This is a genomic window from Filimonas zeae, from assembly GCF_014641615.1.
Taxonomy (GTDB): Bacteria; Bacteroidota; Bacteroidia; order Chitinophagales; family Chitinophagaceae; genus Filimonas; species Filimonas zeae.
Window position 1 is genome coordinate 128,243 of the sequence record NZ_BMIB01000001.1, and the last position, 21,756, is coordinate 149,998.

23 protein-coding genes and 1 tRNA gene are annotated in these 21,756 nt (G+C 46.8%); 11 read left to right on the top strand and 13 right to left on the bottom strand.

Annotated elements, in window-relative coordinates; translation table 11 throughout:
• The first annotated feature begins 93 nt into the window (after positions 1–93).
• Together IEY13_RS00565 and IEY13_RS00570 are read left to right on the top strand one after the other, a co-directional pair.
• Positions 94–855, top strand: coding sequence for a ferritin-like domain-containing protein (locus IEY13_RS00565; RefSeq protein WP_188949640.1), 762 nt, complete (start codon positions 94–96; stop codon positions 853–855).
• A 1-nt stretch (position 856) separates the two neighbouring features.
• The gene (locus IEY13_RS00570) at positions 857–1,510 is read left to right on the top strand and encodes a DUF1361 domain-containing protein (protein WP_188949641.1); all 654 of its coding nucleotides are present in this window, start codon (positions 857–859) and stop codon (positions 1,508–1,510) included.
• Positions 1,511–1,514: 4 nt separating this feature from the next.
• On the opposite strand, the gene IEY13_RS00575 is transcribed toward IEY13_RS00570, so the two are convergent.
• Together IEY13_RS00575 and IEY13_RS00580 are read right to left on the bottom strand one after the other, a co-directional pair.
• Positions 1,515–2,321: an alpha/beta hydrolase gene (locus IEY13_RS00575; RefSeq protein ID WP_188949644.1), complete on the bottom strand. Its 807-nt coding sequence runs from the start codon at positions 2,319–2,321 to the stop codon at positions 1,515–1,517.
• A 44-nt stretch (positions 2,322–2,365) separates the two neighbouring features.
• Entirely contained in the window at positions 2,366–3,679 is a 1,314-nt protein-coding gene (locus tag IEY13_RS00580; protein WP_188949646.1) for a M23 family metallopeptidase, read from the bottom strand.
• A 120-nt stretch (positions 3,680–3,799) separates the two neighbouring features.
• Here IEY13_RS00580 and IEY13_RS00585 point away from each other — a divergent pair, with 120 nt between their 5' ends.
• Together IEY13_RS00585 and IEY13_RS00590 are read left to right on the top strand one after the other, a co-directional pair.
• On the top strand, positions 3,800–4,372 hold the full coding sequence (locus IEY13_RS00585; protein ID WP_188949648.1) for a Crp/Fnr family transcriptional regulator: 573 nt from the start codon (positions 3,800–3,802) through the stop codon (positions 4,370–4,372).
• A gap of 78 nt (positions 4,373–4,450) precedes the next feature.
• Complete coding sequence (locus IEY13_RS00590; RefSeq protein WP_188949650.1) at positions 4,451–4,891, top strand: carboxymuconolactone decarboxylase family protein; 441 nt, start codon at positions 4,451–4,453, stop codon at positions 4,889–4,891.
• 91 nt (positions 4,892–4,982) lie between these two features.
• On the opposite strand, the gene IEY13_RS00595 is transcribed toward IEY13_RS00590, so the two are convergent.
• The 3 genes from IEY13_RS00595 to IEY13_RS00605 all read right to left on the bottom strand — a co-directional run bounded on the left by IEY13_RS00595 (position 4,983) and on the right by IEY13_RS00605 (position 6,791).
• Positions 4,983–5,537 (bottom strand): fasciclin domain-containing protein, encoded by a 555-nt coding sequence (locus IEY13_RS00595; protein ID WP_188949652.1) that lies wholly within the window; start codon positions 5,535–5,537, stop codon positions 4,983–4,985.
• 119 nt (positions 5,538–5,656) lie between these two features.
• Complete coding sequence (locus IEY13_RS00600; RefSeq protein WP_188949654.1) at positions 5,657–6,433, bottom strand: tRNA(His) guanylyltransferase Thg1 family protein; 777 nt, start codon at positions 6,431–6,433, stop codon at positions 5,657–5,659.
• Entirely contained in the window at positions 6,423–6,791 is a 369-nt protein-coding gene (locus IEY13_RS00605; RefSeq protein ID WP_229687654.1) for an ATP-binding protein, read from the bottom strand. Before IEY13_RS00605 ends, IEY13_RS00600 begins: the two co-directional genes overlap by 11 nt.
• A 22-nt stretch (positions 6,792–6,813) precedes the next feature.
• Between IEY13_RS00605 and IEY13_RS00610 the strand changes: the two genes are divergently transcribed.
• The gene (locus IEY13_RS00610) at positions 6,814–7,143 is read left to right on the top strand and encodes a hypothetical protein (protein WP_188951243.1); all 330 of its coding nucleotides are present in this window, start codon (positions 6,814–6,816) and stop codon (positions 7,141–7,143) included.
• A gap of 76 nt (positions 7,144–7,219) precedes the next feature.
• Here IEY13_RS00610 and IEY13_RS00615 read toward each other — a convergent pair whose 3' ends face one another.
• From IEY13_RS00615 to IEY13_RS00630, 4 genes are all read right to left on the bottom strand, one after another.
• A complete protein-coding gene (locus tag IEY13_RS00615; RefSeq protein ID WP_188949658.1) occupies positions 7,220–8,434 on the bottom strand; it encodes an MFS transporter in 1,215 nt (404 codons plus the stop codon).
• Between the two features lie 30 nt (positions 8,435–8,464).
• Positions 8,465–9,130 (bottom strand): FadR/GntR family transcriptional regulator, encoded by a 666-nt coding sequence (locus IEY13_RS00620; RefSeq protein WP_188949660.1) that lies wholly within the window; start codon positions 9,128–9,130, stop codon positions 8,465–8,467.
• Between the two features lie 218 nt (positions 9,131–9,348).
• Entirely contained in the window at positions 9,349–10,584 is a 1,236-nt protein-coding gene (locus tag IEY13_RS00625; protein ID WP_188949662.1) for a hypothetical protein, read from the bottom strand.
• A gap of 106 nt (positions 10,585–10,690) precedes the next feature.
• Positions 10,691–11,017, bottom strand: a complete 327-nt coding sequence (locus IEY13_RS00630; RefSeq protein ID WP_188949664.1) for a magnetosome magnetite crystal formation protein family — start codon at positions 11,015–11,017, stop codon at positions 10,691–10,693.
• A 194-nt stretch (positions 11,018–11,211) separates the two neighbouring features.
• Here IEY13_RS00630 and IEY13_RS00635 point away from each other — a divergent pair, with 194 nt between their 5' ends.
• From IEY13_RS00635 to IEY13_RS00655, 5 genes are all read left to right on the top strand, one after another.
• Entirely contained in the window at positions 11,212–13,038 is a 1,827-nt protein-coding gene (locus tag IEY13_RS00635; RefSeq protein ID WP_188949666.1) for a LuxR C-terminal-related transcriptional regulator, read from the top strand.
• A gap of 60 nt (positions 13,039–13,098) precedes the next feature.
• The gene (locus IEY13_RS00640; RefSeq protein ID WP_188949667.1) at positions 13,099–13,452 is read left to right on the top strand and encodes a hypothetical protein; all 354 of its coding nucleotides are present in this window, start codon (positions 13,099–13,101) and stop codon (positions 13,450–13,452) included.
• A 209-nt stretch (positions 13,453–13,661) separates the two neighbouring features.
• Positions 13,662–16,085 (top strand): TonB-dependent receptor, encoded by a 2,424-nt coding sequence (locus IEY13_RS00645; RefSeq protein WP_188949669.1) that lies wholly within the window; start codon positions 13,662–13,664, stop codon positions 16,083–16,085.
• A gap of 26 nt (positions 16,086–16,111) precedes the next feature.
• Positions 16,112–16,582, top strand: a complete 471-nt coding sequence (locus tag IEY13_RS00650) for a DUF4625 domain-containing protein (RefSeq protein ID WP_188949671.1) — start codon at positions 16,112–16,114, stop codon at positions 16,580–16,582.
• A 47-nt stretch (positions 16,583–16,629) separates the two neighbouring features.
• Complete coding sequence (locus tag IEY13_RS00655) at positions 16,630–17,343, top strand: DUF4625 domain-containing protein (RefSeq protein ID WP_188949673.1); 714 nt, start codon at positions 16,630–16,632, stop codon at positions 17,341–17,343.
• 78 nt (positions 17,344–17,421) lie between these two features.
• Here IEY13_RS00655 and IEY13_RS00660 read toward each other — a convergent pair whose 3' ends face one another.
• The gene (locus IEY13_RS00660) at positions 17,422–18,174 is read right to left on the bottom strand and encodes a DUF1349 domain-containing protein (protein ID WP_188949676.1); all 753 of its coding nucleotides are present in this window, start codon (positions 18,172–18,174) and stop codon (positions 17,422–17,424) included.
• 84 nt (positions 18,175–18,258) lie between these two features.
• Here IEY13_RS00660 and IEY13_RS00665 point away from each other — a divergent pair, with 84 nt between their 5' ends.
• Positions 18,259–19,044 carry a response regulator transcription factor gene (locus IEY13_RS00665; RefSeq protein ID WP_188949678.1) on the top strand — a complete coding sequence of 262 codons (786 nt, stop codon included), beginning with the start codon at positions 18,259–18,261 and terminating at the stop codon, positions 19,042–19,044.
• On the opposite strand, the gene IEY13_RS00670 is transcribed toward IEY13_RS00665, so the two are convergent.
• From IEY13_RS00670 to IEY13_RS00680, 3 genes are all read right to left on the bottom strand, one after another.
• Positions 19,034–19,999 (bottom strand): M23 family metallopeptidase, encoded by a 966-nt coding sequence (locus tag IEY13_RS00670; protein WP_188949680.1) that lies wholly within the window; start codon positions 19,997–19,999, stop codon positions 19,034–19,036. The two genes, IEY13_RS00665 and IEY13_RS00670, sit on opposite strands and share 11 nt — an antisense overlap.
• 223 nt (positions 20,000–20,222) lie before the next feature.
• Positions 20,223–20,296, bottom strand: a tRNA-Thr gene (locus tag IEY13_RS00675).
• Positions 20,297–20,298: 2 nt separating this feature from the next.
• Complete coding sequence (locus tag IEY13_RS00680; protein ID WP_188949682.1) at positions 20,299–21,591, bottom strand: hypothetical protein; 1,293 nt, start codon at positions 21,589–21,591, stop codon at positions 20,299–20,301.
• Positions 21,592–21,756: the final 165 nt, after the last annotated feature.

Consider the following 21,756-nt stretch of genomic DNA (forward strand, 5'->3'; position numbering starts at 1 on the left):
CTCCGCTTTTCTAGTGTTTTTATGCTTTGTGTTGCAAAGTTATTTGGTGCTAGTTGGTCTGGTCTTCATCCTTTTATTCATAAAACAGTTGTTATGAGAACAAGTAAACAATGGATTGAGCATTTTACCCAAAACGCAAAACAGCATCGTGTTAACTGGAATCTGCGCCCTCAGCTAACGCCCGGAGAGGCCGATGCGGTGGTAGCATCTTTGCAGGCCTGGCAGCTGGGCGAAACATCCGATGGCAGGCATCTGTTGCGGGCGGCAGACAGGTATGCTAAGCGTATAAATGATCCTTTGTATACAGAGGCAGTTTCCCTGTTTATTAAAGAAGAGCAGAAGCATGGCGGTAACCTGGGAAAATATCTGGATAGTATTGGTAAACCCAGAATTAAAGCCGACTGGGGCGATACGCTGTTCAGAAAAATAAGGTATTTTAATACCAGCATGGAGTTATGGACGCTGGCCGTAATTGTAGTGGAAAGCACCGCTCAGGTATTTTACCAATCGCTTAAAGATGCAACGGGCTGTACATTGCTTAAACAGATTTGTACCGATATATTAATAGATGAGGCCTGGCATATCGATTTTCAGGTAGAGCGCTTATCGGTTATTTTTCGGGGTAAAACGCGTTTTATGCAGCGTTTATGCAATGTAGCTTACCGGTTATTCTTTTTTGCTACGGTGGTTACGGTATGGATGGCACATCGCAAACTGTTTCGTGCCGGTGGTAACAGTTATGAAAAGTACATGCATAAAATGAGCTTTAAATGTAATCGTATTATGGATCGTGTGCAGGCGGTGCCACAGCGGCAACGTGTTGTAAAACACAGTCCTGTACTAAAAATTGTATAGCATGAAGTTGAGAAAGCTAACGCCGCTGGAAAAAATGCTGAGCCTGTCTGTTTTGTTTACCATGGCCTTACTGGCAGCAAGGTGCCTGTATATGCAGCGGCTTACCTATGCCTTTTATATCTGGAATACCTTTCTGGCCATCTTACCTTTTTTATTCAGCCGGGCACTGGCTGCTATAAAGGTGTGGAATACAAAAGCACTGGTATTACTGCTATGCTGGCTGGCTTTCTTTCCCAATGCCGCGTATATTGTAACCGATCTTTTTCACTATACAGAAAGGCCACCGGTACCCGCCTGGTTTGATCTGCTGCTGGTAACCACTGCCGCCTGGAACGGGTTATTGCTGGGGGTACTATCGCTGATGCAGGTAGAGCAGTACCTGCAGCTGCACCTGAGGCAAAAGTGGGTAAGTGTGCTGGTACTGGTAAGTTGTTTGCTTTGCGGGTATGGGGTATATATTGGCCGGTTTTTGCGGTTTAACACCTGGCATGTGTTTACGCATCCGGACAGGTTGTTGTATGCCATAGGCAGTCACCTGGTAAGGCCGTACGAGCATGCACGGGTGTGGGCGTTTACGGTACTGTTTGGCTGTATGTTTGGGTTGGTTTATTTTACACTTAAGCATTTGAAAAACAGGCCGCTGGGGGTGGTTTAAGCGCTTATGGAAAAAGCGCTTTCAATTGTTTTAACATCAGCAGAAAACCGGGGCCGGGCATATCGCCATGGTCAAAGCCATCAAACTCGTACAGGTAGGTTTGCTTATGGCCAGCCAGTTTCATCATACGGGCCAGATAGGCATTCTCTTCATACCTGCCCAGCATTTCCAGTTCACGATCTCCTGTGTACAGGTATAACGGTGGGGCATCGGCCCTTACATGGTACAGCGGGGCATAGCTATCAATGGTAGGTTGCTTTTCAGGTATGCCTTTTTCCTGGCGAATGGTAAAATGGGTAATGGCCTGTCCGCTGAAGGGAAACAATGCAGCTATGCGGTTGGCGTCTATACTGTATTTGCTGAGCCATTGCTTATCCAACCCTATCATTTCTGCCAGGTAGCCACCTGCTGAGTGGCCGGATACAATAATGCGGCTGGTATCTCCTCCGTAAGCAGCTATGTGTTTAAATACCCATGCCACCGTAGCGGCAGCATCTTCAATATAGGCGGGGTGTTTGGCTTTGGGGCTAAACCGGTAATTGGCAGCAATAATTATCATATGCTGCTGCTTCAACTCCCGCGGTATTTCTTTGTTACCACCTGTAAGGCCGCCGCCGTGAAACCATATTACCACAGGTACATTCTTGTGTACGGTGGGGTAATAAATGTCCAGCTTACAGCGCTCTTTCATATACGCATCCATAGTGCCGGTTCTGTACACAATATCTTTCTGTTCCTGGTAGGTGGTGGTATCCTGTGCTTTTACAAAAATGCCTATGCCCAGTAACAGTAGCAAGCTCAGTAATTTCATAATGGAGTTATTATTTAAGAACAAAGAAAATGAATTGAAGCTTATTATAACCTTATCCAGCCCAAACGTTCTTCATGTGCTATCAGCTGCCAGCCCTGGTAACTGCCTATCAGGTTAACAGTGGTGCCTTTGGCAATAAAACTTTTGGCGGCTGCTGTGCTGTCTGGTGTTTGCAACAGGCGCACCGGTGTGGTAAGTGTTCTGGTGCTATAGGGTTTTGCTGTAAACAGGCGGCTTTCTGCAAAACCTTCCCGGTTATCAGGTAATATTATTTTATACCAGCTGGCTGTAGCGGCCAGTATGCGTACGGCGCTATTGGCTGGCAGTTTTTCAACAACCGTGCTGTTACGGGCCGGGGAGCTATATATTACTGCCGGGGCTGAACAACGGGCGTTTTGTTGTAACAAGTCTGTAGCAGCGGTTACTGCTGCGGGTGTTGCCTTGCCGGGTTTTACAAAGGGCAGTGGGTCTACAGCGCCGCCGCTGGTGTAAATGCCAAAATGCAAATGGGTGGGGGTTTTGCGCGCGTTGCCTGTGTTGCCCATCAGGCCCAGCGTATCTCCCATGTTTACCTGTTGCCCTTCGGTAACCAACTGCTCATCCAGGTGTGCATAGTAAATATTGTAAGGCTTTTTGTCTGGCCGCAGAAACACCACTTTTCCGCCCAGGTTGTTTTGGCGGGTGCTGGTAATAGTGCCTTTGGCTACTGCTACCACCGGTGTTCTGAATTTACCAAAAATATCAATGCCCTCATGGCTGCGGTTGCCACCATCTCTGTTATCGCCCCAAAAGCTGCCTATACGGGCGTGGGTGCCGGGCACCGGAAAAGCCAGCGATGGGCCGGTGGTAATACGCAACTGATACTCGCCACTGCGTAACAACTCTGGCTGCAGGCGTAGTATAAAACGGGCATCGGTTTCGGCATCTTGCTGAATGGTCCATTGGGTGGTATCTGCCGCTGCCAGCAGTTCAGGTGTATTGTTGGCGGCTGTGGGCTTCCATAGGTCGGCAAATACACGAAAGCTGTCAGCAGGCCGTGCTGTTATCTCAATCTGTATCTGTTCGCCCCGGCGTGCAGTAAAGCTAAAACCCGCTGCTTCTGGTTTTTCTGCGGCAAAGAAACCGGTTTCCTGGTAGGGCAGTGTAATGTTTACCGGGGTGTTGAGCGCTTTGCTGGCCGCCATAAACCACTGTTGCCCCAGTTCGCTGCCAGCCAGCCCCGCACTGGTAATACGGCTGCTGTATTGTTCGTGGGGCGTTTTTTTACCAAACAATCCCCTTTGTTGGGTTGAGCAACCAGTGCATAGCAACAGCCAGCTACACAGCAGATATAAGGTGGTACCACGGGCGTTATTCATAGTGTGTGCTTTGCCTTATTGTTACAATTGTCAGGCCAGTGGTGCACAGTATTTTAGTGGCATTGTGTAAAAAAGCATTGTCTATACCGCTAAAAGCAGGAAATTTAAGGCTGAGTACTTATGACAGCATTATACAAGCATATCAGCAGATTTGTACCGCTTACCGAACAGGATTTTATGGGTATTCTGGCGCATTTTGAAAGCATAGAGGTAGGTAAAAAGCAGAATCTGGTGGCAGAGGGGCAGCTGTGTACATACAACTACTTTGTAGTGAAGGGCTGCCTGCGTTTGTTTTTTACCGATGAAAAAGGGGTGGAGCAAACCATGCAGTTTGCTCTGGAAGACTGGTGGATGACCGATCTGGATGCTTTTGTAAAGGGGCAGCGCTCGCATTTTACCATACAGGCTATAGAAAAAACCGAGGTGCTTGCTATTGATAAAAAGTCTATGGATGCTATGCTGGAAACCTGGCCTGTGATGGAAAAGTATTTCCGCCTTATATACCAACGCGCCTATGCGGCTTCTCTGTTTCGCATTAAATACATCACCCGCCTGTCTAAAGATGAGTTTTACGATCTTTTTATTAACGCCTATCCGGAATTTGCACAGCGTATACCACAGAAAATTCTGGCCTCTTTTCTGGGCTTTACGCCGGAATACCTGAGCGAGTTGCGGCGCAAAAGGCTTTCTTAAACCAGCTTAAGTTTTCGGGTTACGCTGTTTACCATCTTTGTGTTGTAATAGATCACTAACAATACAAAATATATAATCATGGAAACAAGAGTAAATATCCTCGAAGCGCAACCCCAGGCTACCAAAGCAATGTACGGGCTGGAAAGCTATCTGGCCACTACACAGGTTAGCAAATCTCATAAAGAGTTAATCAAAATACGGGTATCGCAAATAAATGGTTGTGCCTATTGTATAGATATGCATACCAAAGATGCACTGAAGAATGGTGAAACCCCGCAACGTATTTTTCTGCTGAATGCATGGCGCGAAACCAAGCTGTTTACTGCAGAAGAAAAAGCCCTGCTGGCAGTTGCGGAAGAAGTAACGCTGATACATCAGCATGGTTTAACAGATGCCACTTATGCCAATGCCAAACAGTATTTTAATGAAGATTATATTGCGCAGGTAATTATGGCAGCTGTTACCATTAATGCATGGAACAGAATTGCTATCAGCTCACAGTTTCCGGTAGCGCAGTAGTGCGTGTTGTATAATAAATAAGGCCTGTGGCACCTGCGTAATAAACAGTAGTGCGCACAGGCCTTTACGGTAATAGAAAATGCAATGCTTTTTATTGGTGCATCAGTACATGGTCGGTTACATGAATTACGCCATTGCTCTGGTAAACATCTTTAATGGTTACTTTAGCCATTCCGCCTTTCTCATCTTTAATCACCAGACTTTTTCCTTCCATCCATAGCCACAGCTTGCCACCTTGTACGGTAGTTAATTCTGTTTTGCCACCACCTGCTTTTATTTTGTCAGCAATAGCTTTGCTGTCCAGCCTGCCGGCAACTACATGATAAGTTAATATGCCCTGCAGTGTTGCTTTATTCTCAGGCTTTACCAGCGTTTCTACAGTGCCTTTGGGTAACAGATCAAAGGCTTTGTTGGTAGGCGCAAATACCGTAAAAGGCCCTGCCCCCTGTAAGGTTTCCACTAACCCGGCAGCTTTAACAGCGGCCACTAATGTTGTATGGTCTTTGGAGTTAACTGCATTCTCTACAATGTTTTTAGAGGGGTACATGGCAGCGCCACCCACCATTTTGGTTTGTTCCTGGGCTTGTACTGTATTAGCTACAGATAAAGAAATAGCAAGGCAAATAAAAAGAATACACTTTTTCATGATTACGGATAATTAATAAATGTGAATAAGGTTACATAAAGACTTACGTAACCTTATTACGGCTGGTTTTATCCTGAAAGAAAAAATGTATAGAACTATGTGTAAACCAATAAGGAGACTTATTGGTTTTTACTGCCTGCTTCTGTTAAGCGATCTGTAATAAAATCAGAATAGGCTTCCTTCATAGGTAATTCATACTCCACATGCAGCTCGCGGCGGGTAACCTGTACGGTGTTGTTGGTAACCGGGTTAAAGCCTTCCTTTACTCCATCGCGCCAGTACATGCCTAAACCTCTTTTTTGCCAGGAAGGGAGGTTGTTGAAGTTGATGCCGTTACTGAACAGCAATTCATTTTTTGCTGCAATACTGATGCGCGAAATACGGTTTGTGGCATCTGCGGGCGAAAGCCCCGTTTTGCGTAGTAGCCAATAACAATGCGCATTCAATGCATTGCGGTGCGCATCTTCGTTGCGCCAGCGGAAATAGTCTGTTACCAGCGCTGGGTTGGGTAACTCACAAATGCGACAGTCGAAAGCGGCAACAGCGCCCAACTGGAGGGAAAACTTAGCACTAGCCTCACCGGCGAGCAGGGAATTCAGCTTACGGTGTTTGCGGCCAAAAGCGTTTTCCTGCACATCCAGTAGCAGTGAAATTTCATCGCTTTCTGTATAGCCATATGTTACACGGAAGCCACAGTTCATCAGGTGTTTAACGGTTTCCACCATATAATCCCTGAACCGTATATCAAAGGGTTTTTCAAAATCGTGCAGCTCTTTGGTAAGCCGCGTAAAGTTTCTGCCATCAATTCTGGCTACTATATACATTTCAGGCAATACACAGGTGTCGTGGGCTGTTTCAAATACCCGCATCTTCTTGTCCAGATCGTCAAATTTCATCTTTCCAGGGTTGTATTATAAACTGGTTGTTCTCAATACTTACAAAATAAAGCTCGTCAAAACCTTCGCTGCGCCGGGGCAATTGTAACCTGTTGTAAGTTCCTTTTACACCTTTTTCGGGTATCAGCGCTTTTCCTGTCCGCGTGCTGTTACGTTCCAGCGCATCGGTTAATGAAGAGGAAAAATAGTAACCGATTACCTTGTAACGGTTCAGGCGTGCCATAATAATATACTTTTCCCGCTCCAGTTTTGACGCATTGGTGTTGTCCACTACAAATTTCTGCGAGGTGGTAAAACAGGTTTCCAGAAACCTGTCTTCCCGGTTGCGGGTATTGAACAGGTCCAGCGAGATTCTCATATGCGTGGCAAAGAAATGCTCTTTGAAAAAAGTAGACTTACCGGTGGCTTGTATGCCGCAAAATATAACTGCTTCCATGGTTTGGGTGAAATACTATGCAATGATAATGATTGTTGGCATTTCTCCTTACAGGATTATCAATAAACAGCTGCACAACAAGCAGGCAGGAAGTATAGGTCAAAAAGCATCTGAATATCCGCCGGCATTTGGTATTGACTGGCATGTGGATGATGCGGAAGGGGTGCATTTAGAAGGGGAGCTGTTCGGGTTTCGTGTTTTGATTGTGGAGGAAGGTGATGAAAACTGGGTGGAGAGGGTTTTACAATTGCCGGATGCTAAGGCTTTGATATAAATAATAAACGGGTGAAACAGACTGGTTATATAAAGTCTGTTTCACCCGTTGCGCATTTTTAACCAGGTATAAAAGGCTACTTCTTCTGCTTCAACCCCGGCAGAAAACCGGTTATAATTCCTATCAGTGGCAGATAAGCACATACATGAAACACATAATTAATACTGGTGGCATCTGCCAGCTTGCCCAGCAATGCGGAGCCGAGGCCGCCCATACCAAAGGCAAAGCCGAAGAATAAACCTGCAATCATACCTACTTTGCCGGGTACCAGTTCCTGTGCATATACAAGGATAGCAGAAAACGCCGAGGCCAGAATAATACCTATAATTACAGATAAGGCGCCGGTCCAGAACAGGTTTACGTGGGGCAGTAACAGTGTAAAAGGCGCTACGCCCAGTATAGAAATCCAGATGATGTATTTTCTGCCAAAGCGGTCGCCCAGAGGGCCGCCGAGTAAGGTGCCTGCTGCTACGGATGCCAGAAATATGAACAGGTAAATCTGCGATTGCTGAACGGTAAGGTGAAATTTATCAATAAGGTAAAAGGTAAAATAGCTGCTCATACCTGCCATATAAAAGTATTTGGAAAAGATGAGTATCAGCAGTATGGTAAGCGATGTTATTACCCTGCTTTTGGATAAGCCGTTGTCTGTTGTTTCTGCTTTAGCGCTGCCGTTCTGTGCACGTACTATCAGGTGTTGTTTATACCATACAGCTATGCGGCCCAGTACTACTGCGCCCAGTATGGCAAACAGGCCAAACCAGATTACATGGGGCTGGCCATGTGGAATAATAATAGCGGCTGCCAGCAAGGGGCCTATAGCGCTTCCTGCATTGCCACCCAGCTGAAAAATAGATTGTGCCAGCCCGCGTTTGCCGCCTGAGGCAAGGTGCGCTACGCGTGATGCTTCGGGGTGAAAGATGGAGCTGCCAATACCTACCAGTGCTACTGCTACCAGTATAGCGGGAAAGCTGGTGGCCAGTGAAAGTACTATAAGGCCGCTAAGGGTAAAGCCCATACCTATGGACAGCGAAAAGGGGCGGGGCGTTTTATCGGTATAATGCCCTACAAAGGGTTGCAGTAAAGAGGCGGTAATCTGAAAGGTAAAGGTGATAAGGCCTATCTGCGAAAAGGTAAGGTGCAGGTTTTGTTTAATTAACGGATAAATAGAGGGGATAACCGATTGCAGCATATCGTTCAACAGATGTGAAAAGCTGATGGTGAACAAGATGGGAAAAACGGTTGCGGTCACTGCAGCTTTGGTGGCGGCAGTGCTGGTTGTTGCGCTCATGTCTTAAATTTTTGAAATGTTGGGAGTATGTTAGCCCGTAATATGCCCGTTAATAAGGGCGGCAAAGTGCCAGGCTTGTTTGGGATTTTTATCTATAATGCTATTTAGTAAATGCTGGTGCAGTACTGCGGTTTCCCGGAAACCTGAGGCATCTGTATACTGTTTCAGAAAATGTTTTTTGAGTGTGCCTGCGAATGATTTGTATAAATCTGCCAGCACTTCGTTGCCGGAGGCTTCTGCAATAGCTATGTGAAAGTGAATATCAGCCTCAATGCTTTCTGCCGCGTTACCGGCTTCTGCTTCTGTATTACGCAGTTCCAGTAGCTGCTTCATTTTTTTAATGTCTTTTGCTGTGCGTTTAAGGGCTGCATTCTCGGCTATTTTCATTTCCAGCAGCTGCCGTACTTCATCAATCTCTTTTACATTGGAGCGTTTTAAACGCTGCACCAGGGGTTCCTTAATACCGGAGTTGTCTTCTACAAAAGTGCCCAGTCCCTGCTGCACACGCAGCAGGCCAGAGTTGGCCAGTTGTTTAATGGCTTCTCTTACAGAAGAGCGGCCCACACCAAACTCCTGCATCAGTTCCGCTTCTACCGGTAGTTTATCACCCACCTGGTAATGGCCGGTGGAAATCTGCTGCTGAATCATCGTGGCTACTTCTTCTGCCAATGATTTTTTGGTAAATGTGGTTTGCATAATCATCAGATGATATGATGATTCAAAGCTAGACATTTTTTGTAAACTGCCAAATCAGATGTGGCAAGCGAAGTTTCAGTAAAAGTAAAATGCAGGTATGGAGAACGCCTGTAAACGGCAGGTGATTCAATTAAAAAAGGATGTACCGGAAAATTACGATACATCCTTTTTGTGCGTATAGCTGATAGTATATTCAGGGCCGGAAGTGCCGCCGGTAATTATGGTTGCTTTTGGGTGTAGTACACAACGCTGGCAATGTTACCGGTTTGTATATTCCAGGTATAATCAACAGCATCTGCTTCTCTTATTACCCGCACTTCCCACTCATCTTTATTCAGTGGCCGGGCATAGGCCCTGGTGGGAAACAGGGCGTTCCGCTGCACCAGCATGGCTTTTGTTTTATCGTCTCCCTCCTGCAGGTAGGTGGCAGCGGCTGCAACAATAGAGGCCCATTGTTGCGAATGAAAAATGCACGCAGCGTATAAACTGGTATCTGCATGTTGCAGCAGCTCTGCTGTTGCCAGCTTGTGCTCCTTATAGCCGGTAAGCTGGGGCAATGTTTGTGGCAGCTGCTGTAAAAGGGCCGTGCGTATGTTTACTATCTCAGGCAGGTGCTGACTGTAAAATTGTTGTAGCACCTCATTACGGCGTACCAGGTTTTCAGCATAGTTTTCTGCCTTATAGTTTTTACCGGGGTAGTGCTTCCATAAGGTATCCCACAAAGCGGCAGAAAGCTGGCTCAGGCTGTCTGCCGGTTGTGTTACGGATGCGGGCCAGGTAATATCGGTAAAAGAGGCGTCGCCGGGGTAACTATAACGGATAGCGGTAATAACACCATTGCGCAGGTTGTATTGAAAGGTTACAGCCATACTGCGGTCTGCGCTCCACACCTGCGAAATGCTGTCGTTGAGCGATCGGGCGTAGGTGCGCGTACCATACAGGTCGCGCAAACGATACAAATGCTGCGCTTCTTCCAGCGGCGTGTGGGCGGTTGCAAAAAGAGAAGTGGTGCACAGGTTCCAGGCAAGCTGTGCAATAGTGGCGGGGTCAAAATTGCGCAGGTACGCAAGCGCAATCAAATCCATGCCTTCCTGCTCCTGCTCGCTGGCGTACCACTGCGGCTGCTGCCATTTCAGTTGGCGCAGCCCATCGGGTGGGGTAGCATATTGTTGAAACTGTGCTTTGCGTACGGCGGCATAGGCATCTCCGTTTTCGCGGAGAAATGTTTTGTAAGCCCTGTAAAACGGATGTTTCTGATAAATGGCTTTTTGCTGTGTGCCCGTGCTGTTGTCGGGTAATTGGTTTATCACCTGCTCCAGTTGCAGCCATTGGGCGCGGTGGGTGGTAATAAAGGTGTCTGCTTTTGCGGTCAGCTCTTTTTCGGCAGGTGTTTGTGCAAATGCAGAAACTACAGCCATCAGGCCATAGCATAGGAATCGGATGTGCTTTTTCATAGTACGGTGTTGTGTTTATATATGCAATATACAAGGTAGTGCTGAAAATAGCCAGGGAACCAGGGCCTGCATTCCCCGGTTCTTACTGGCATACCTGTATTTCAGCTTACAGGTTAAACTTACCTTCTACCAACTTTCCTATAAAGGGCACGGGCCGTTCTGCGTTATTAGAGGCGGTTATTATACCCAGCAGCATCAGTACCAGCGGTGCCAGCCCTATAATGTAAAACAGGGTGGCCAGCGAGGGTATTATACCCAGCAGTATACCACTGGCAACACTCAGCACTACAGAAAAAATAATCACTCCCAGGCTTTGTGTAAGATGGTATTGCACAAAGGGATTTTTATCGGGCGAGTTGCGATAGTTATAATAAGAAATTACCCAACCGATAATGGTGATGTAGGCTACTATAGCCATGGTGCGATTTGTCATAGTATACATTTTTTGGTTCACTGCAAACCTAAACAGGCTCGCTGCCCGGGCCATAAAAACAGCGCCTACAACAGGTCTACAATATCAAAACCAGGCGTCTACAATGCGTCTACAGAAAAAGCTTAATTATTTGGTAGTGAGCCGGTTGGGTAGTTGTTGACGTTTTTGGCCTGATTCTTTCGATGCTAGTATTCATGCTACGAAAAACCACTTTACTCTTATTGCTCACCTGTATTTTCAGTACTGCTGCCCTGGCGCAGCAACGTTACCGCGACTCTCTGGAAGCTATTTTAAAAGAGGGCGGCATTTCTCCTTACCGGCAAACGGTGCTGCGCTGCCAGCTGGCGAGGGCCGTTTTTGAAACTGATTTGCCTAAGGCGCTGTTGCTAACCAGTAAAGGGGAGGTGGCACCCGGCAACGATGCAAAAGCCTGGGTATATGCTACACGTGTTCACCTGCTGGTGCAGCAGAAGAATAAGCCGGCTGCTTATGCAGCATTAGATAGTGCGCTGCTGTACGAGGGTAAAGCCACTGATGCGGTAGCTAAAGGTATGGTGTGGCTGCGCAATGGCTGGCTTGATCTGGTTGATAATGAAAATGATATGGCCGCAGAGAAATTGCTGAAGGCGCTGGACTATTTTAAAGCCGCGGGTAATGGTACGTATGCTGCGCTGGCCTGTCATTATCTGGCCAGTATTTACAGCTACGGGGCCGATGAAAAACGCCAGGGCGATTATGCCCGCCAATGTCTGGAGCAGGCTTTGCAGAGCGGCGAGCCGGACGCGTTAAACACGGCTTATTATACTATGGGCCAGCATTTTTACGATGCGTATAAACTTACGCCCAAACAACGTATACTGTTAGATTCTGCATTGCTTTGGTACCACCGGTCTGTCAGCCTCAGTAACCGCGAAAAGGGACGGGTGTTGATAAGCAGCAATACAGCGGGGGTGGCATTGAATACGGCCAATATTTACTTTCAGCATTACCCGGCTGCCTACCGCGATAGTGTGTTCCGGTATCTTGATATTGCGGAGCAGATTGCCGGGGAAACACATAACACCGAAATTTTAATTAATTGTTATGGCATGCGTAGCGAGTATGCATTGCAAAGGGGCAACACTTCTGATGCAGAGGGGATACTGCTGGCAGCACTAAGCCTTACTGCAACTTCCTCTGTAAAAATGCCGCTTACCCAATCGCGCATATACCGGGCGCTGGCCCGGGTAGCGGAGCAGCGGCACGATACACAAGCAGAACTGAAATATCTTAAAAACTACGTAGAAGCCAATACAGAAGCTATTAGCCAGGAAAGGGCGGCCAATGCCCAGCGTATAGATGCACGTTACCGGGCAGCGCGGCAGGAACAGAAGATTCAGTTGCTGGAGCAGGAGGCTGCGTTTACCCAAAAGCGCAACCTGTTGTATGTGGGGCTGGGCGTGGTGGGGGTAACTGCACTGGCGCTGCTGCTGGTATCCTATAATTACCGGCTCAAAGCTTCTTTACGCAAGCGCGAACTGATTGATAAGGAAAAGGAAGAGGTAATATTAAAAGTGAAGCTGAAAGAAGCAGAAACCAATCAGCTGCTGGCAGAGAAAGCACTGATGCGCGAGCGGCAGGAGCGGCTGGAAAAAGAACTGCTGGCGGGCCAGCTGCAGAAAGAAGAAAAGAACCAGCTGATGGAGTTGCTGGCAGATAAAAACAGCGCTAATGCAGACCAGGTTAAACGTATGCTGAAACGTCAGCAGCAGCTGGATGAAGCGTATGAAGGCCATACGGCTGATTTTGTAGAGGTGCATGCCAGCTTTTTTGAAAAGCTGCGGCAGCAATCTGCCGATTCCCTTACCCGGCTGGATATGAAGTATTGTGCTTACATATTAATGGGCTTGTCTAACAAAGAGATATCGGCCCGGCTGAACATTGAAGCCAAAAGTATCCGCATGGCGCGGTACCGGATTAAGCAAAAGCTGGGGCTGGGTAAAGACGATCATCTGGATCAGTTTATAAAAACATTGGGCTAGTGCCCCAAACTTTTTTGCAGAATGTTTGGATAAGTAAGCGGTTTGTATAATTTTGCAGCTGTGTTACAAAAACGTGCAGATATAAAACGGGTACTCGCCCTGGGCATATTACTGCTTTTTGCAGTAAGCGCTACGCCCTGGCAGTGGCTGCACACGTTTATTTTTCCGCACGCACACGCACATCTTCACGAAGGGCCAACGGATACCAAAGCTCATTTTGCAAAAACAACGGTACATTGTCATTGTACGCACGACTTTCATCCTACGCCCTGCATTATCAGTAATGAAGTAGCTACGGTAGTATACCGCGCTTCGTTTCAGCAACGGCAGGCAGCGCAATGGGTTAGTCATTTTTATAGTATTCCCCGTTATTTCTTTTCTCTCCACGGGCCTCCCGTGTATTCTCTGGCGTAAACAACAGTATCATTTCCGTTTACAGTAGTATACGTATGCGTAACAGCAAACGTGTGTATGGCTGTAAATGCCCTGCATACAGGTATGCTTAGCTGTATACCGCTGTGGTGTAAGCAGTAAGCACGTGCATTGCTGCGTACTGTGTAGTGTTACGCGTTTTCTTTTGTTTCAGGTATTATTTCCAGCATTCATTTTAGTGTTTTAGCAAGATGCAGAAGCGTATTGTCTGTAGTATCCTGCTTTGCTGTATTGCCTTTCTGGCAAAGGCACAGCATAGCCGTATAGTGGGTAGTATTGTCAGTGGCAGCAAGCCGCTGGCAGGCGTGGCTGTTTTATTAAACCATGGCCAGGTGCTTTCTGTAACAGATAGCCTGGGTGGTTTTTATTTTAACCAGCTGGTTAAAGGGCGTTATGTTATTACTATACAGGCAGCGGGGTACGAGGCATATCATAACCGCGTACTGGTAGCAGACACACTTATCAAATTGCCGGTAATTGCTTTAAAGAGCAAGATAAACCAGCTGGAAGAAGTTACGGTGGTAAACAGTTACGCCACCATGCGCAAGCGGGAAAGTACACTGCTGCCCGATGTGGTAAGTCAGGATTATCTGCTGCGCAATTCCGGTGGCAGCCTTATGAAATCGCTGGAAAAACTACCGGGTATCAAGGCTATTGGTATAGGATCGGGCAATGCCAAGCCGCTTATCCGCGGCCTGGGTTTTAACCAGGTGGTAGTGGTAGAAAACGGCATGAAACATGAAGGCCAGCAATGGGGGGCCGATCATGGTTTGGAAATAGATCAGTATGCAGCGGGGCGTGTTGAAATTGTAAAAGGCCCGGCTGCTATTATACATGGCTCCGATGCTATTGCCGGGGTGGTAGATATACAGGCCCCTGCGTTACCGGAACCGCATACCAGTGGTGGTGCCGTGGCGCTTACCGGCAAAAGCAATAATGCTTTGTGGACAGTAAGTGCCAATGCGTTTACCCGAACACAACGTTGGTTTGTAACAGGGCGCGTTACGGCTACGGAGTATGCCGATTACCGGGTACCTGCCGATACAGTGTATATATACAGCTATGCTGCTGCACTGCATAAAAACCGCGTGCGTAATACTGCCGGGCGCGAGTTGAACCTGCATGTAAGCACGGGGTGGGTAGGCAATAACGTACAGAGTGTATTTAATGCCAGCCGCACCTATAGCCGTTCCGGTTTTTTTGCCAATGCCCACGGGCTGGAGCCGCGCAGGGTAGATGCGGCACTGCACGATGCCAGCGACCGCGATATACAGCTACCCTCGCAGGAGGTAGTGCATTATAAGCTGATGAACCGCACCAGCTTTCAATTTGCGGGGCACCGTGCAGAAGTGCAGGTGGGTGTTCAGCAGAACTTCCGGCAGGAATGGAACCGGTACGTAAACCATGGTTATATGCCTGCGGTGTATCCGGCGCATATGACTATTCCTTCTACACTGGAGCGCCAATACGATAAAACGGTTACCTCCCTTTTGTTAAAAGATGAATGGCAGTGGGGCAACCATACTATTACCGTTGGTGGCAGTGGCGATTATCAGCGCAACAGCATTGATGGCTGGAGTTTTTTAATACCGGCGTTTACGCAATGGAATGCAGGCGCTTATTTGTACGATAAGTGGAAGCTGCACCCGCAATGGCTGGTGAGTGCCGCCGTGCGGTACGATTACGGGCAGATACGCATGAAGCCGTATACCGATTGGTTTGCTTCTGAGGTGGTGAATAATGGCGATACCATGCAGCAGTTTCTCAGCCGTTCGCAGCAGGCGTTGCGCAGTTTCAGTAGTGTTAACTGGTCTGCCGGTATAAGCCACACGCCTGGTAACTGGTTGTTTAAAATGAATGTGGGCAGCAGTTTCCGTATGCCTATTGCCAAAGAGCTGGGGGCTAATGGGGTTAACTATCATTATTTCCGTTACGAAAAAGGGAACATCAATCTGAATGCAGAACGTTCTTATCAGTTAGATGTGGCAGCGGGTTGGAATAGCAGCAAGGCTTCTGTTACCATAAGCCCCTTCCTGAATTATTTTCCCAACTATATTTTTCTAAACCCCACTGCTGCGCACGATTATTATTATGGTGCGGGCAACCAGGTGTTTGAATACACGCAAAGCCGGGTAATGCGTTATGGGGCGGAGTTACAGGTGCGGTACGATTTTCTGCCTCATTGGAGTGCTTCGCTGGCCGCAGAGTATTTGTACAACAGGCAATTATCGGGTGGTAAAAAAGGATACACATTGCCTTTTACACCTCCGCCTTCTGTACTAACAGGTGTAACATGGCGGCCCGCTTTCCGCAAAGGTGTTTCTGATACTTACTTTACACTGGAATGGCGTGTTGCTGCTGCACAAAACCGTATTGTACCGCCGGAAAGAACAACGCCTTCGTATCAGTTGTTCGATTTTTCGGCCGGTACGCGCATGCTAACCAAAGGGCAACCCATTTATGTGCATCTGCAGGTGCAGAATCTGTTTAACACCAACTATCTCAATCATACCAGCTTTTACCGGCTGATAGCCCTGCCTGAGGCAGGGCGTAACATCGTGTTATCGCTACGGGTGCCATTGCTGTGGAAAGCACCGGCAGCGGGTAGCAACTGATAAGTGTGTAAAAAATAAACCGATATATGAAACGAAACCTGTTTACAATGTTACTGCTGTGTGCTGCTGTACTGGCGGGCTGTAGCAAAAATGATGAAGCTGTTGATAGCGAATATCCGGTAATTGATATTACCGGGGCAGATGCTTTTCCGGTGCAATGCAGTGTGCTGGAGCGTGGTAAAACTGTAACATTCAAAGCCCGCTTTACCGATAATGTGGCACTGGGTAGTTACAGCCTGGATATTCACCACAACTTCGACCATCATACACATAGTACCGAAGTAAATACCTGCGCAGAAAGCCCCAACAAAACACCTGTAAAACCGCTGGTGTTTATTAAAGATTATACCCTGCCTGCGGGCGCGCGGGATTATACTGCTACTGCCACCATTAGCATTCCTGCGGATGTTGATACGGGTGATTATCATTTCATGATCCGTTTAACCGATAAAGAAGGCTGGCAAACCATAAAAGGACTGAGCATTAAAATTCAGTAAGCAGCCTTGTATTGTTTATGTATTCACGTTAATAAAAACCAATTTATATGATTTCAATTGCGAGAAAACTGGCACCTGTACTGGTTGCTTCTATGTTTGTGGTAGCGTGTTCTAAAAATGATGATGATGCAGTACCTGCTCCGTCTATCACGGTAACGGAACTGGGTTCTGATAACAGTAAAATTGCCTTTGCAGGTTCTGATCTGCATGTAGATGCCACTTTACTGGCACCGGGTGGCATAGCGGGTGTTGCAGTAGAAATTCATCCGGAAGGCGCTTCGGGATGGGAGTTTGATTCTACTTATACAGAAGGTTTTACAGGGTTAAAGAATGCTACTTTTCATAAGCACATTGATATTCCTGCTGAAGCAGCTGCGGGTGCTTATCATGTACATTTTACCATTACTGATCAGCGTGGACAAAAAGCCGAATTTGAGGCAGAACTGGAAATTAAGGTAGACCCCACACTGCCCACTATCAGCGGCTTTGCTGTAGCAACAGAAGATGGCGGTAAAGAGCTGCATGTAGAAGGCAACATAGTAGCGCAGAATAAAATAGCCAGTGTAACGGTTGAAGTACATGGCAGTGCCTGGGAAAAAGAGTTTGTGTATAATGGTGCAGCCATGGTAGGCAAAACCACTTATTCACTGCACGAGCATATTGATATCAGTGCTGCTCCCGCAGGGCATTATCATGTGCACCTGAAAGTAACCGATCAGGCAGGTAAGGAAAAGGAATTTGAGGAGCATTTTGATAAATAATGGTTGCTATTATTCCTGAGAAAGCAAAAAGAAGGCCCCTGAAAAGGGGCCTTCGATGTTAATGAATCTTTGTTTGTGCTAATTGCCCATACGGAAATCAGCCACATTATTCTGTTGTAAACTTATCTCTTCAAAATGGCTCACGCTGCCTGTATCCACCGGGCATTGGTTGCTGATGCCCATCCATATTTCTTTGGGATAGTTGTTCTGGTACAAGCGTACCATATGCCAGGTCTTTTTATCAAAAGAATAATAGCTGGCAACGGTGCGGGTATCGGATGATAACTTCATGTAGGCAGTGGGCTGCGTAACAATATCGTGGTTGTTATCGTCTGAAGTGCCGATGGTTCTTACCGTTACCATACGGTGGTTGCCTCTTTCATCCTGTTCAAAACAGAACTTCTGCCAGAAGTTATCGTGTACGTATATGTATAACACGCCTGCGTTGTACAAACCTTTTTGTGTAAACTCCGGTGTTACTTTCGCTATTAACGTAAAGGGTTTGGTATTGTCTACTTTGGTAAGCAGCATAGGAGCCGTGTTGTTAGATAGCTGATTGTTGGGGTCGCAGAAGAAATCTTTCTTCTCTCCGGCGCGGAACGATACCTTATCGCCGTTTACAGTAATCATACTATCTGCACCGTTTACAGACCGGGTAAACGGAATACCCGCAATGGTAATGTTACAATCTTTGCCACTAACGCGCGCAGAGTCGCCGGAAGTATGTGTTTCTGCGGCAGTAGCGGGTGCGTTTTGGGGTTGTTCGCTGCCGCAGCTGGTAATGGCTGCTGCCAGTAATAAAGGCCATGAACTGCTTAATTTTATCTTCATATGTTTCTTTTTTTTCTGCGGGTATTAATTTTTGCAATAGTAGAGTAGCTTTAGGCGCAGGGCAATACCTAAAATTAACCATTTATGGCAGAGCGTTCTCTTTTGGCGGTAAAGGATCAGTTGTCTGCTGCTTTGTTACAGCAAACATTTACGGTGGCAGAGCAGACAGAAGCGGTTATTGAAGAATACAAGCGTTTAATGGAAGCGTATGTACGCATTGAAGAGGGGATTGCTGTATTGTCTGATTTTGCGGCAGACTGCAGTTATATGCAGGCAGGTAGTTTTGGCAGCCTGCTGGGCATTCCGGCGGGTGCCAGCCTGTTAGATTCTGCCTTTGAAGATTGTATTTTTAATGTGCTGCACGCGGAAGATCTGGTGGCGCGCCATGTGCAGGAACTGCGGTATTTTCAATACCAGAAAACCATACCGGTAAATGAGCGGCCTAAATACAGCACTTTTTGCCGGGTAAGAATCCGTAGCGCAAACGGATATGCCTATATCAATCACCGTACTTTTTATCTTAAAAGTTTATCAAACGGCAGCGTATGGCTGGCCCTGTGTTTATACACCCCTTCTGCCGATACCAACCCACGGGCGGGTATTGATGGCAGAATTATCAATAATGAAACAGGGGAGGTGCTGGCGCCAGAGCAGTACAAACAGTACGATCAAACCCTGCTTAGCAAAAGAGAAACAGAAGTACTGGCACTGGTAGCGCAGGGCCGGGGCAGTAAGGAAATTGCAGAACAACTGCATATTGCTGTGCATACTGTACACCGCCACCGGCAGAATATTATTCAGAAAATGCAGGTTGCCAATACTGCCGAAGCGGTGCTTACTGCTTTAAATATGGGATTGATTACTTCTTAATACGCTCATTTTTTACGGGTGAGTAATCTGTTTTCTGTACGCCGTTTACTATCAGTTTGTCAAAGTAACATTTAATGCCTACTGCTTTGTTAAAGTCTTCCATATGCTGTATATGAAAATGCAGATGTGGTTCTGATGAGTTGCCAGAGTTACCGCACTGGCCCAGCAGTTGGCCTGTTTTCACTTTATCGCCCTGTTTTACTGTTACCGTACCCTGTTTAAAATGCGCCATCAGTATGTATTCGTTGCGGGCAGTTTTTAAGAATATGGAATTGCCCAGGGTGTACATGGGGTTCATGCTGCCGGGTACATTGTCTTTTACACCGTCTACTGCAAATACCACCTCCGCATCGCAGGGGGCGGTAAGGTTCTGGCCAAAAGCATAGTAATCTTCGTTTTTAACGCCATTGGTACGGTAGCTTTTGTGGCTGGTATCGGTAATGATGATGTCAAAAGCATTTTTCTGCATTTTAGCAACTACATGGTAGTTCTGCTCTTTGGTATCGCCCCCCCAGAATACCGTCCATTCGCCGGAAAAGGGCAGTTGCATAGGAGTAGTATTACGTGCCGGTACATTGCCGGCCTCTTCTTCCCAGGGTTTGGCATAAACTCCGGTAATAGCGCCCGTTTCGTTTACCGCAATGCTCAGCTGTAGTGTGCCGCGCTCCATATCTGTTTTGTAAGCGTTAAAGCCTTTTTCTAACCGGGCAAAGCTGGTTTTACGTATAGAGCCATAGCCCTGCTGTAGTCCTTTGATAAACTGGATGGTTTTTTCCAGCGGAAGCGCCTTTTGGGTTTCAGGGCTAAACATATTAAAAATGCTATCTGGTTGGCCGCTATTGTAATAACCGGTAAGGGCGGTTATGGCTTTTTGGCTTAACGGGTTTTCGGTTTGGGCAAAACAGGTAAGGGAAGTAAGCAGTAATGTCAGGAAGGATAATATGGGATGTTTCATAGTGTTAAGTTACGTTTGTTTGCTGCGGAGGTAAAAATGCGGGAAGTGTTTTTGATAAGCGGTTAAAGTGCAGCGGGGCTTTATTGTATTGGCAGGGATGGGAATAAGCGAAAAGGATTGCTGTAAAAGCAACCCTTGCAAAAAAGTTCTGATAACAGGGCTCGAACCTGTGTCCTTCCGGATTTAGAGCCGGATGCTCTGCCGCTGAGCTATATCAGAAATGCGATGGGTGCAGGGCTCGAACCTGCGTCTGTCCGGATAACGAGCCGGATTATTCTACCGCTGAATTAACCCACCTTTTATTTGCCTGAATAGTATTTATGTTTTTTCAATATTGTTGCCAGAAAAGGGTTGGAAACTACCACGCCATGCACCAGCTCCGGAGTGGGGCGAAATGCTGCCACCTTTTTGTTTCGTGGTGCTATCCAGCCAGATTTTTCCGGGTCCAGCCTTGCCTTGCGGCACGCCTCAACAATCATATTCCGGTTACAATGGGCTTTCCCTTCAAATACTTCCCAGGGTAGTGGAAGCTCATTCCATACAACCGTTGCCTCATCCAGGCCGCCGCCGGTAATCTTGTGCCACCACGCTACATCACCTGCCATCAGCCTCAGCACCTTTCCAAAGCAGATTTCATTCAGCAGTTGGTCCATTCCCATGGCGTAAATAAGATGCATCCAGTGGTCCCTTGCTTTATTCCAGGCGCCTGCGGTGTTGTTCCAGGTGCTGGAATCATTTCCCTTTCTTACTACCATGGTAGCCTGGTTAATATCGCTGCTACGCCATACCTCGCCCAGTAAAGCAGCTGTATCCTGTAAAACAGCAGTCCATTTACCTAATAAACAACCACGTTGTTCGTCTGTCAGGTAAGACAATGTCTGCTGATCGGGATAAATATGCGCAATAGCCCACCAGTTTGTACCAGATGTATTACAGCGTGCCAGTAGCATTTCGGCAATTTCATCAAAAGGGCGTTGCTGACATGCAATGGTAAATTCGCTCCGGAGGTTGCATCTGGCATTATAATAGGCAATAAAGCAGGCTCCCGCTTCATCACTGCTAAAATCAGTAAAAGCTAATTCATGTGCCAGGCCGTGTTTGGCAATCAGCTGTATATTCAATTTGCGCTTTTCACGTGCTATGGTCAGTAGTTTGTCTTCCAGCCGTTTCAACAGCCGCCATCTTTTATTATAAGCTCTTTTTGAAATATCCAGTCCGGCTTCTTTGCGTTGTAGCTTATTCAGCCGGTCGGTTTCAAAATTGTTTTCTCCAAAGTTTTTCTGAATAAGCAGCGATACTTCTTTTACAAAGTCTTCTACCTGTGCCGGATCCGGCACAGTAGCGGTATTCAGTTTAAATATTTCTATGGCTTTCTTAACCTGCCTGTCTGCTTTTACCACACCGGCAAAATATTGAGCCATAGAAGTATAACCTGTATAGTTTCTGGCCAATGAACCGCGCGCTGCTCTGTCTAGTATAGCGGCTTCACGGGTGCTGAGCTTTCCTTGTAACAGCGTCAGAATCATATCTGCCACGTCTTCAGGGCGCAGGCGCTCCTGCAAAGTGTTATATAATGGTGTAAGCGTATTCACGTTGTTTTATTGTCAGTTGCTATAATACTGTAAAGTACCAAAGCGGCTGCGCAGCCTATTTGCGCACCTTAATTTGCGTAGCATAATTTATCAGAAAATAGCTGGAAAAGGGTGGGCAAACAAAAAGACCGCTGGGTAATAGCGGCCTTTTTGTTTATTGGGGTA

Bases quoted from the DNA above. Each gene is read 5' to 3' on its own strand.
- IEY13_RS00565 (WP_188949640.1), top strand. From the start codon at position 94: ATGAGAACAAGTAAACAATGGATTGAGCATTTTACCCAAAACGCAAAA.
- IEY13_RS00570 (WP_188949641.1), top strand. From the start codon at position 857: ATGAAGTTGAGAAAGCTAACGCCGCTGGAAAAAATGCTGAGCCTGTCT.
- IEY13_RS00575 (WP_188949644.1), bottom strand. From the start codon at position 2,321: ATGAAATTACTGAGCTTGCTACTGTTACTGGGCATAGGCATTTTTGTA.
- IEY13_RS00580 (WP_188949646.1), bottom strand. From the start codon at position 3,679: ATGAATAACGCCCGTGGTACCACCTTATATCTGCTGTGTAGCTGGCTG.
- IEY13_RS00585 (WP_188949648.1), top strand. From the start codon at position 3,800: ATGACAGCATTATACAAGCATATCAGCAGATTTGTACCGCTTACCGAA.
- IEY13_RS00590 (WP_188949650.1), top strand. From the start codon at position 4,451: ATGGAAACAAGAGTAAATATCCTCGAAGCGCAACCCCAGGCTACCAAA.
- IEY13_RS00595 (WP_188949652.1), bottom strand. From the start codon at position 5,537: ATGAAAAAGTGTATTCTTTTTATTTGCCTTGCTATTTCTTTATCTGTA.
- IEY13_RS00600 (WP_188949654.1), bottom strand. From the start codon at position 6,433: ATGAAATTTGACGATCTGGACAAGAAGATGCGGGTATTTGAAACAGCC.
- IEY13_RS00605 (WP_229687654.1), bottom strand. From the start codon at position 6,791: ATGAGAATCTCGCTGGACCTGTTCAATACCCGCAACCGGGAAGACAGG.
- IEY13_RS00615 (WP_188949658.1), bottom strand. From the start codon at position 8,434: ATGAGCGCAACAACCAGCACTGCCGCCACCAAAGCTGCAGTGACCGCA.
- IEY13_RS00620 (WP_188949660.1), bottom strand. From the start codon at position 9,130: ATGCAAACCACATTTACCAAAAAATCATTGGCAGAAGAAGTAGCCACG.
- IEY13_RS00625 (WP_188949662.1), bottom strand. From the start codon at position 10,584: ATGAAAAAGCACATCCGATTCCTATGCTATGGCCTGATGGCTGTAGTT.
- IEY13_RS00630 (WP_188949664.1), bottom strand. From the start codon at position 11,017: ATGACAAATCGCACCATGGCTATAGTAGCCTACATCACCATTATCGGT.
- IEY13_RS00635 (WP_188949666.1), top strand. From the start codon at position 11,212: ATGCTACGAAAAACCACTTTACTCTTATTGCTCACCTGTATTTTCAGT.
- IEY13_RS00645 (WP_188949669.1), top strand. From the start codon at position 13,662: ATGCAGAAGCGTATTGTCTGTAGTATCCTGCTTTGCTGTATTGCCTTT.
- IEY13_RS00650 (WP_188949671.1), top strand. From the start codon at position 16,112: ATGAAACGAAACCTGTTTACAATGTTACTGCTGTGTGCTGCTGTACTG.
- IEY13_RS00655 (WP_188949673.1), top strand. From the start codon at position 16,630: ATGATTTCAATTGCGAGAAAACTGGCACCTGTACTGGTTGCTTCTATG.
- IEY13_RS00660 (WP_188949676.1), bottom strand. From the start codon at position 18,174: ATGAAGATAAAATTAAGCAGTTCATGGCCTTTATTACTGGCAGCAGCC.
- IEY13_RS00665 (WP_188949678.1), top strand. From the start codon at position 18,259: ATGGCAGAGCGTTCTCTTTTGGCGGTAAAGGATCAGTTGTCTGCTGCT.
- IEY13_RS00670 (WP_188949680.1), bottom strand. From the start codon at position 19,999: ATGAAACATCCCATATTATCCTTCCTGACATTACTGCTTACTTCCCTT.